Here is an 8,068-nt window from a genome sequence, read left to right as displayed (position 1 = left end):
CCCTCTGGCTGCGCCATTCACCCCCCGGGATATTTCGGCCAAGGTGAAACGACCCCGGGGGGCTTTCAGCTTGGCGCGACTGTCGGGGGGCGATCACCTCATCCCCCCGGGGAAAGAGGACAGGGGCAGGAAGCGGGGGAGCCGCCGGGAAGGGGGGCCGCGCCCCCCTATTGCGCCGCTTCGGCGGCCTCTTCGGCCGATTGGGCGGCCCACATCGCCGCATAGCGGCCGGAGCGCGCCAAAAGCGCCTCATGCGAGCCTTCCTCGACGATTTCGCCCGCTTCCAGCACCACGATCCGGTCGGCATCGGCAATCGTCGAGAGCCGGTGCGCGATCACGATCACCGTGCGCCCCCGCCCCATCGCATCAAGGCTTTCCTGAATGTCGCGCTCGGTCTGGGTGTCAAGCGCCGAGGTCGCCTCGTCCAGAAGCAGGATCGGCGGATTCTTCAGCAGCGTCCGGGCAATGCCGACGCGCTGCTTTTCGCCGCCCGAAAGTTTCAGCCCGCGCTCGCCCACCTGTGTCTCGTAGCCTTCGGGCAGGCTCATCACGAAGTCATGGATCTTCGCCGCCCGCGCCGCCGCCTCGATCTCGGCCTGGGTGGCCTCGGCGCGGCCATAGGCGATGTTGTAGCGGATCGTGTCGTTGAACAGCACCGTGTCCTGCGGCACGACGCCGATCGCCGCATGCAGGCTGTCCTGCGTCACCTCGCGCAGATCCTGCCCGTCGATGCTGATGCCGCCGCCCGTCACCTCGTAAAACCGGAACAACAGCCGCCCGATCGTCGACTTGCCCGAGCCCGAGGGGCCCACAAGCGCCACCTTTTGCCCCGCCGCCACGTTCAGATCGATCCGCTTCAGGATCGGCCGTTCCGGGGAATAGGCGAAATCGACCGCCTTGAAGGCGATCGCGCCCCCCGAGACCACCAGCGGCTTCGCGCCCGGCCTGTCGGTGATCTCGGCCGGTTGATGCAGCAGGTCGAACATCTCGCCCATGTCAACGAGCGCCTGCCGGATCTCGCGGTAGACGGTGCCGAGGAACGACAGCGGCATGGTGATCTGGATCATGTAGGCCTGCACCATGACGAAATCGCCCACCGTCAGCGTGCCCGCCTGCACCTCCATCGCCGCCATCACCATCACGGCCACAAGCCCCGCGGTGATGATCAGCGTCTGGCCCGCGTTCAGCGCCGCAAGGCTTTGCCCGGTCTTCACCGCCGCACCTTCGTAACGCTCCATCGAGGCGTCATAGCGGGCGGCCTCGCGCTTTTCGGCGCTGAAATACTTCACCGTCTCGAAGTTCAAAAGGCTGTCGATCGCCTTCTGGTTCGCCGCCGTGTCGGCGTCGTTCATCTTCTTGCGGATCGCCACGCGCCATTCGGTGACGCGGAAGGTGTAGGTGACATAGGTCCAGATCGTGCCCACGACGACCAGCGCATAGCGCCAGTCGAACAGGAAGGCGAAGATCAGCGTCACCAGCGTCAGTTCAAGGATCAGCGGCCCGACCGAAAACAGCATGAAGCGCAGCAGGAAATCGACGCCCTTCACGCCGCGCTCGACGACGCGGGACAGCCCGCCGGTCTTGCGGGTGATGTGATAGCGCAGCGACAGCGCATGGATGTGCTGGAAGGTTTCCAGCGCCAGCGCCCGCAGCGCGCGCTGCGCCACGCGCACGAAGACCGCGTCGCGCAATTCGCCAAAACCCACCGACATCAGCCGGGCGAGCCCGTAAGCCACCGTCAGCGCGACGGCGCCAAAGCCCAGAAGCCAGGTCTCGTCGCGCGCCTGACCAGCCAGACCGTCCACCGCCGCCTTGTAAAGGAAGGGCGTCAGCACCGCGATCACCTTGGCCGCGATCAGGAAGGCCATCGCCAGAACGACGCGCTGTTTCACCCAGCCGTGCCCCTCGGGCCACAGATAGGGCGCGACGGCCTTCATCGTGCGCCAGCCCCGCGCCCGTTCCGAGGCGTCCAGCTTGCCAGCCTGCGTGATCTGCGAGGGCGCCATCTGCCCGTCCTTCCAAAGTGTCGAGTGTCCGGGAAGCCGGGCGGATGCCGCGGCCGTGCGGGCAACCTAGGGGGTGGGACGCGATTGTCCAGCCCCCGCGCGCATTTGCCCTGCTCCGACCGCCGCCGTCAGTCCGGCGTGGCCTCGCCCGGCAGGGCGAAGACCTGGCCGGGATAGATCCGGTCGGGGTCGCGGATCTGGTCGCGGTTCGCCTCGAAGATCTGCACGTAAAGATAGGGATCGCCATAGGTTTCGCGCGCGATCGCCCAAAGCGTGTTGCCGCTCGAAATGGTGACGATGCGGCTGCGGGCGGGGGCGGCGCCGGTCGCGGCGGGCGGCGGCGGGGCGATGCCTTCGAACCCCTGCTCGGCGCGGGCCAGCACCTTGCCCGCGGCATCGAGCGCATCGACGCGCAGGCTGTGCGCCCCGGACTTGGCCGCGGGCAGCTGCATCCGGAAGCCGCCCTCGGCCCCGGCCTGCACCAGCCCCACCTCGGCAGTGTCGACATAGGCGCGCAACAGCGCCCCCTTCGGCGCGCCACGGCCCGAAATCGTGATCCCGCCATCCGCCGCCAGCGAGAGCGTGTCGATCACCAGCGTCTCGGAGAGGCCCGCCAGCACCCGCGGCGTGCCGCTCGCATCGGTGACAAGCGGTTTGTCGGCCAGAACCTGCGCCGCCGCGACTTCGGCGGCGACCGCGGCCGGCGCGGCGCCCTCGGCGGTCGCGGCCTCGGCCACGGCGCGCGGGCTTGGCGCGACGGTCAGGCTTTCCTCGGACATCTTCGCCACGCCATCGGCCCCGGTCACCCGCAGCGTCAGGGACCGCGGCGTGGCCGAGGGCTCGGCCGAGGTGACCGCGGCAAAGGCGCCCTGATCATTCGCGGTGACGGTGTCGATGACCGTGCCATCAAGCAGCAGCTCGACCTTGGCGCCGGGGGCGACATCGCCCGCCAGCGTCAGCGCCCCCGCGGGGGTGACGCGCAGCGTGTCGAAGCGGGCCACGGGGGGCGGGGCGGCCGGTGCGGGGGCAGGGGGAGCAGGGACAGGGAGGGCAGGGGCAGCAGGCGCAGCTGCGGGGGCCGCCTGTGCGACCGGCGCGGCCGGGGTCGGCGTGGCCGGTGCCGGGGGCGACGCGGCCGGTGCCGGGGTCGGCGTGGCTTGTGTCTGCGTGAGCTGGGGCGGGCTGGAAGGGGGCGGTTCACGCCGGGGGGGCTGTGTCGTCGGCACGGGCGCGGCAAGCGCCGGTGCGGCGGCCGGACCGGGCTTTGGAGCGGGCCCGGGGCCGGGGGCGTCCTGCCCCAGCGACCAGAAGGTTGCGACACCGGCGACCATCACGACGGCCGCCCCGCCGCCCACCACAACGCCCAGCTTCCTGCTGCCCTCGGCCATGCTGTCTGTCCCTCCGTCCGGCCCTGCGGCCCCGGCGTTTGCGCCGCTTGCTTGCGACCATCTGACCCGGTATCCCTGCCGAAAGCAACACCTGCCGCAGCGATTTCCAGCACGAAAGCCCGCCTCATGTCCGCCAAATCCGTCCCCTCGGTCTGTGTCTTCTGCGGCTCGCGCTCCGGCGCCCGGCCCGCCTATGCCCGCGACGCCCGGGCCACCGGCGAGATGCTTGCCGCGCGCGGCTGGCGGCTGGTTTACGGCGCGGGCGACGTGGGGCTGATGGGCGAGGTCGCCCGCGCGGCGCAGGCGGCGGGCGCGCGGACCTTCGGGGTGATCCCCGAACATCTGTTCCGGCTCGAGGTCGGCAAGCGCGACCTGACCACCTTCGTCGTCACCGAGAACATGCATGAACGCAAGAAGGTGATGTTCATGAATTCGGATGCGGTGGTGGTGCTGCCGGGGGGCGCGGGCAGTCTGGACGAATTCTACGAGGTGCTGACCTGGCGCCAGCTGGGCCTGCACGCGAAGCCGATCCTGCTTTTGAACACCGAAGGCTACTGGGATCCGCTTCTGGCGCTGAACGCCCATGTCGTGACCGAGGGCTTCGCGGGCGACAGCCTTCTTGACGGCGTGACGACGGTGGCAACGGTGGCCGCGCTTGAAGCCGCGCTGGAAACCGCCTTCGGCTGAGGCCCGACCGGCGCGAAGGGGGGGGGGCGCTGCCCCCCTCTTGGCCTGATGGCCAATTCACCCCCCGGGATATTTGCCCCAAGGTGAATGAGGCGCCGGGTGTGTCTTTGCTTTTGCTTCGGGGCCGCGCGCCCGCCTACGCGTCCTTGCCGCGCGCGGGCCGCTGTCATCGGTCGTCGCCACGGTCCGATCATCGGCGCGGCGGCGCAGCTTGCCGCCACCGGCTTGCGTGATCCGCCCCGTCGCGAAAGTCGCGACGCGGAAAGGGGGGGCGATCGTCGATCGACAAGGCTCCTGCCCGGCCTTGGCAATGGGGCGGGCTTGCGTATAGATAGGCCAAAGACGAGGAGCCCGCGCGTGGATCAGACCGACAGTTTCATTGACGAAGTCACCGAGGAAGTCCGCCGCGACCGGCTGTTTGCGGCGTTTCGCAAATATGGCTGGATCGGTGTCGTGGCGATCCTCGGTCTTGTCGGCGGCTCGGCCTATGTCGAATGGAGCAAGACGCAGCGGCAGGCCCGGGCCGAGGCCTTCGGCGATGGCATCCTGAGCGCGCTCGAGGCCGAAAATCCGGCCGAGGCGCTGGCGGCGCTGCCGGTTTCGGGGCCGCAGGGCGGGATGCGCAAGCTTCTGACCGCGGCGCAGGCGGCCGAGGACGGCAAGGCCGAGGTGGCGCTGGCTGAATTGCGCGCGGTGGCGGGCGATGCGACGCTGCCCGACAGTCTGCGCCAGCTGGCGCGGCTCAAGGCGGTGCTGGTCGCGGGCGCGGCGATGGCCGCCGAGGAGCGCACGGCCGAACTGGCGGCGCTGGCGCAGCCCGGGGCGCCGTTTCGTCTGATGGCGATGGAGCAGCAGGCGCTTGCGGCACTTGCGGCGGGTGACAAGGACGGCGCCATCGCGAAGGCGCGCGAGATCATGGCCGAGGATGGTGTGACCTCGGGCTTGCAACAGCGCGCGACAGAGTTGATTGTGGCGCTGGGGGGCGATCCGGCGGCGAAATGATGCGCCGGTCCCGCGGAAAAGACATGAAGGCAGGGGGTTTGCGGTGAAGCTGAGGTCGTCGATTGCCGTTCTGGGCGTCGCCATGGTGCTGGCTGCCTGCGAAAAGGAAGTGCATCTGGAAGGCGAGCGGCTGGAGCCCCGCGCCGTGCTGGAGGGCACAGCCCCCGCTGCTGCGGCGGGGAACGAAAGCCGCCCGGTCAGCCTGCCGCGGGTGCAGGGCAATGCCGACTGGCCGCAGCGGGCGGGCAGCGCCCGGCATGATCTGGTCAATGCCGCCCTGGGCCCTGCGCAGACGCTGGTCTGGTCGGCGCCGGTCGGGCAGGGCCAGTCGCAGCGCTATCGCATCGCCGCCGCCCCGGTGGCGGCGGGTGGGCGGATCTTCACGCTGGACAGCCGGGCCCGGCTGACCGCGACGGGCACCAATGGCGCGACGCTTTGGACGACCGATGTCGTGCGTCCGGGCGATCGCGACGGCGATGCCTCGGGCGCGGGGCTTGCGGTCGAGGGCGGGCGGGTCTTCGTCACCACCGGCTTTGCCGAACTGGTGGCGGTCGAGGCCGCCTCGGGCAAGGTGATCTGGCGGCAGGATTTCGACGCGGGCGTCGGCGGCGCGCCCACCGTGGCCGAGGGGGTCGTCTATGCGCTGGCGCGCGACGGCTCGGCCTGGGCGATCGACGCCGCGGACGGCAAGGTGATCTGGCAGGTCGCGGGCACCCCCGCGGCGGCGGGCGTCTCGGGCGTTTCGGCCCCGGCGATCGCCGGTCAATTCGTGATCTTCCCCTTTGCGACCGGGCAGATGCTGGCGGTGGACCGGGACACCGGCGCTCCGGCCTGGAGCGCGCAGGTGGCGGGTGGCCGCCCCGGGCGCGGCTATGCGATCGTGTCCGACCTGACCGGCGATCCGGTGGTGATGGGGGGCACGGTCTATGCCGGGTCCTCGGCGGGCAAGCTGGGCGCCTTCGACGCGGCGACGGGCGAGACCCGCTGGACCGCCGACGAGGGCGCGGTGAGCCCGGTGCAGGTGGCGGGCAATGCGATCTTCCTGATCTCGGATCAGGCGCAGCTGGTGCGGCTTGACGCGACGACGGGCGCGACGGTCTGGGCGCAGGATCTGCCCTATTTCGTCAAGGACAAGATCAAGAAACAGGCCGAGATCCACGTCAACCTTGGCCCGGTTCTGGCGGGCAACCGGCTCTTCATCGTCTCCTCGGACGGGCTGGTGCGCAGCTTCGATCCGGCCTCGGGGGCATTGCTTGGTCAGGCCGATCTGCCGGGGGGGGCGGCCACCGATGCGATCGTCGCCGGGCAGACGCTTTACGTGGTTTCGCGCAAGGGGCAGCTGCTCGCCTTCCGGTGAGGGCTTTCCGTCGCGGGAAAAGCGGTGTAAGGGGGCGGTTTCGCGGCGGGCTTTCGGCCGCCACAGGAGCATGCCATGAGTTTCACCCTTGCCATCGTGGGCCGCCCGAACGTGGGCAAATCGACGCTGTTCAACCGGCTCGTCGGCAAGCGGCTGGCCTTGGTGGACGACACGCCCGGCGTCACCCGCGACCTGCGCGAGGGCGACGCGCGTCTGGGCGATCTGCGCTTCGTGGTGATCGATTCGGCCGGGCTGGAACTGGCCGAGGATGACAGCCTGCAGGGGCGGATGCGCCGTCTGACCGAACGCGCGGTCGAGGAGGCGGATGTCTGCCTGTTCCTGATCGATGCGCGGGTCGGCGTCACCCCGGCCGACGAGATTTTCGCCGATATCCTGCGCAAGAAGAATGCCCATGTGATCTTGGCGGCGAACAAGGCCGAGGGCAATGCCGGCGCGGCGGGGGCGCTTGAGGCCTGGAGCCTCGGTCTGGGCGAGCCGATCGCGCTGTCGGCCGAACACGGGCAGGGGCTGGACGAACTTTACGACATGCTGCAACCGCTGGCCGATGGCTTCGTGGCAAGAAACGTCGCGCAGATGCCCGAGGTCGATGTCGATCTGCCCGAGGATCTGGAGGACGAAGGCACCCTGCGCATGCCGACCGAAGCGCGGCCGCTGCAGCTCGCCGTGATCGGCCGACCGAATGCCGGGAAATCGACGCTGATCAACAAGATCCTCGGCGAGGACCGGCTGCTGACCGGCCCCGAGGCCGGGATCACCCGCGATGCGATTTCGGTCAGCAAGACCTTCATGGGCACGCCGATGCGGATCTGGGACACGGCGGGGATGCGCAAGAAGGCGCGGGTGTCGGACAAGCTGGAAAAGCTCTCGGTCGCCGACGGGCTGCGCGCGGTGCGCTTTGCCGAGGTCGTGGTGGTGCTGCTGGATGTCAACATTCCCTTCGAGGTGCAGGATCTGCGGATCGCCGATTTCGCCGAGACCGAGGGGCGGGCCGTGGTGGTGGCGGCGAACAAGTGGGATCTTGAGGAAGAGAAGACCGAGAAGCTGAAGGAGCTGCGCGAGAATTTCGAGCGCCTGCTGCCGCAGCTGCGCGGCGCGCCTCTGGTGACGGTCTCGGCCAAGACCGGCAAGGGGCTCGATCGGCTGCACAATGCGATCCTGAAGGCCTATGAGGTCTGGAACCGGCGGATTTCGACGGCGAAGCTGAACAACTGGCTGGGCGCGATGACCGAGGCGCACCCGCCGCCCGCGCCGGGCGGGCGCCGGATCAAGCTGCGCTACATCACCCAGGCGAAGACCCGGCCGCCGGGCTTTGTCATCAAGGCGACGCATACCGACCAGATCCCGGAAAGCTACGGCCGCTATCTGGTGAACGGGCTGCGCGCCGATTTCGACATGCCGGGCACGCCCATTCGGCTTTACTTCCGCGATCAGGGCGGCGCGAACCCCTACAAGGAACGCAAGAAGTCGATCCCCTCGCGGCTGACGAAGCACGTCGAGGCGAAGAAACACGCGTCGCGCAAGGACAGGGGTCTGCCCTCGAAACCGAAGGGCTGATTTCGTCCCGGCTTTGCCGGGACGACCCGGGGGGGGGGGGGGGGGGGGGGGGG

6 protein-coding genes are annotated in these 8,068 nt (G+C 69.6%); 4 read left to right on the top strand and 2 right to left on the bottom strand.

What is annotated here, in order from left to right:
• Positions 1-167: 167 nt before the first annotated feature.
• Entirely contained in the window at positions 168-2,006 is a 1,839-nt protein-coding gene (locus FBT96_RS16780; RefSeq protein ID WP_136908644.1) for an ABCB family ABC transporter ATP-binding protein/permease, read from the bottom strand.
• Positions 2,007-2,134: 128 nt separating this feature from the next.
• Positions 2,135-3,007, bottom strand: coding sequence for a LysM peptidoglycan-binding domain-containing protein (locus FBT96_RS16775; protein WP_136908642.1), 873 nt, complete (start codon positions 3,005-3,007; stop codon positions 2,135-2,137).
• Between the two features lie 513 nt (positions 3,008-3,520).
• On the opposite strand from FBT96_RS16775, the gene FBT96_RS16770 reads away from it, so the two are divergent.
• From FBT96_RS16770 to der, 4 genes are all read left to right on the top strand, one after another.
• Positions 3,521-4,081: an LOG family protein gene (locus tag FBT96_RS16770; RefSeq protein ID WP_136908640.1), complete on the top strand. Its 561-nt coding sequence runs from the start codon at positions 3,521-3,523 to the stop codon at positions 4,079-4,081.
• A 357-nt stretch (positions 4,082-4,438) separates the two neighbouring features.
• Positions 4,439-5,083, top strand: coding sequence for a hypothetical protein (locus FBT96_RS16765; protein WP_136908638.1), 645 nt, complete (start codon positions 4,439-4,441; stop codon positions 5,081-5,083).
• A 49-nt stretch (positions 5,084-5,132) separates the two neighbouring features.
• Positions 5,133-6,440, top strand: a complete 1,308-nt coding sequence (locus FBT96_RS16760; protein ID WP_249306539.1) for a PQQ-like beta-propeller repeat protein — start codon at positions 5,133-5,135, stop codon at positions 6,438-6,440.
• Positions 6,441-6,515: 75 nt separating this feature from the next.
• A complete protein-coding gene (gene der / locus FBT96_RS16755; RefSeq protein WP_136908636.1) occupies positions 6,516-8,015 on the top strand; it encodes a ribosome biogenesis GTPase Der in 1,500 nt (499 codons plus the stop codon).
• Positions 8,016-8,068: the final 53 nt, after the last annotated feature.

The organism is Rhodobacter capsulatus, assembly GCF_005144475.1.
Lineage (GTDB): Bacteria > Pseudomonadota > Alphaproteobacteria > Rhodobacterales > Rhodobacteraceae > Rhodobacter > Rhodobacter capsulatus_C.
This window is presented reverse-complemented; position numbering and strand designations above follow the sequence as displayed.